This window comes from Xenophilus sp. (genome assembly GCF_044462705.1).
GTDB lineage: Bacteria > Pseudomonadota > Gammaproteobacteria > Burkholderiales > Burkholderiaceae_C > Xenophilus > Xenophilus azovorans.
On record NZ_JBIQNC010000380.1, the window covers coordinates 1 to 1596 of the forward strand.

Annotated in this window: 2 protein-coding genes; both read left to right on the forward strand. The window is 70.8% G+C overall.

The genetic code is table 11. The features are described 5' to 3' along the window. The coding region (locus tag ACIY1X_RS26325) for an efflux RND transporter permease subunit (RefSeq protein WP_399686590.1) at nucleotides 1-243 on the forward strand (243 nt) is incomplete at its 5' end. Then, nucleotides 240-1596, forward strand: a 1357-nt coding sequence (locus tag ACIY1X_RS26330; protein WP_399686592.1) for an efflux RND transporter permease subunit, incomplete at its 3' end; no start/stop codon positions are given. The genes ACIY1X_RS26325 and ACIY1X_RS26330, both read left to right, overlap by 4 nt.

Sequence of the window (1596 nt, forward strand, 5' to 3'; positions counted from 1 at the left end):
CCGATCCTGATGACCACGCTGGCGGCCCTGTTCGCCGCCGTGCCGCTGATGTTCGGCTGGGGTGAGGGCGCCGAGCTGCGCCGGCCGCTGGGCCTCGCGATCTTCGGTGGGCTGGTCGTGTCGCAGGTGCTCACGCTCTTCACCACGCCGGTGATCTACCTGGCCTTCGACCGCATCGGCCGCCGCCTGGCGCGCCGCCGCGAGGAAGCCGAGGCGCAGGGCATCGGAGGAGCGGGCGCGTGAACCTCTCGCGCATCTTCGTCCAGCGGCCGATCGCCACCGTGCTGCTGACGATCGGCGTCGCGCTGGCCGGCATCATGGCCTTCTTCGTGCTGCCGGTGTCGCCGCTGCCGCAGGTGGACTTCCCGGTGATCTCGGTGTCGGCGAGCCTCTCTGGCGCCAGCCCATCGACCATGGCCTCCAGCGTCGCCACGCCGCTGGAGCGGCGGCTGGGCATCATCCCCGGCGTCAACGAGATGACGTCGAACAGCTCCAACGGCTCCACGCGCGTGACGCTGCAGTTCGACCTGGACCGCGACATCGACGCCGCCGCGCGCGAGGTGCAGGCCGCCATCAACGCCGCCCGCGCCGACCTGCCCAGCACGCTGCGCAGCAACCCGACCTACCGCAAGGCCAACCCGACGGCGGCGCCGGTGATCATCCTGGCGCTGACGTCGAAGACCCGCACGCCGGGCCAGATCTACGACGCCGTGTCGAACATCGTGAGCCAGCGCCTGTCGCAGGTGGAGGGCGTGGGCGACGTGGAGATCGGCGGCGGCTCGCTGCCGGCGGTGCGGGTGGAGCTGGAGCCCTATTCGCTCAACCGCATGGGCATCAGCACCGAGGACGTGCGCGCCGCGATCCAGGCCAACAACGCCAACCGGCCCAAGGGCACGATCGAGGGCCACGGCCGCCGGCTGCAGGTCTACACGCCGGCGCCGGGCCTGCGCGCGGCCGACTACCGCGACCTGGTGATCGCCTGGCGCAACAACGCGCCGGTCAAGCTGTCGGACGTGGCCAGCGTGACCGACAGCGTGGAGAACACGCGCACGGTCGGCCTGTTCAACGGCCGGCCGGCGGTGATCGTGCTGGTCACGCAGGAGCCGGGCGCCAACATCATCGAGACGGTGGACGGCGTGCGCGAGCTGCTGCCCGAGCTGCGCGCGCAACTGCCGCAGGACATCGAGGTGCAGGTCGCCTCCGACCGCACCAACTCCATCCGCGCCTCGCTGCGCGAGGTCGAGGTCACGCTGATGATCTCGGTGGCGCTGGTGGTGTTCGTGGTCGGCGTGTTCCTGCGCCGCGCGCGCGCCACCATCATCCCGGCGGTGGCGACGGTGGTGTCGCTGCTGGGCACCTTCGGCGTGATGCACCTCTTGGGCTTCTCGCTCAACAACCTGTCGCTGATGGCGCTGACGGTGGCCACCGGCTTCGTGGTGGACGATGCCATCGTGGTGCTGGAGAACACGCAGCGCCACATCGAGAACGGCATGGGCCGGCTGCAGGCGGCGCTGGCCGGCGCGCGCGAGGTGGGCTTCACCGTGCTGTCGATCAGCCTGTCGCTGGTGGCGGTGTTCATCCCGCTGCTGTTCATGG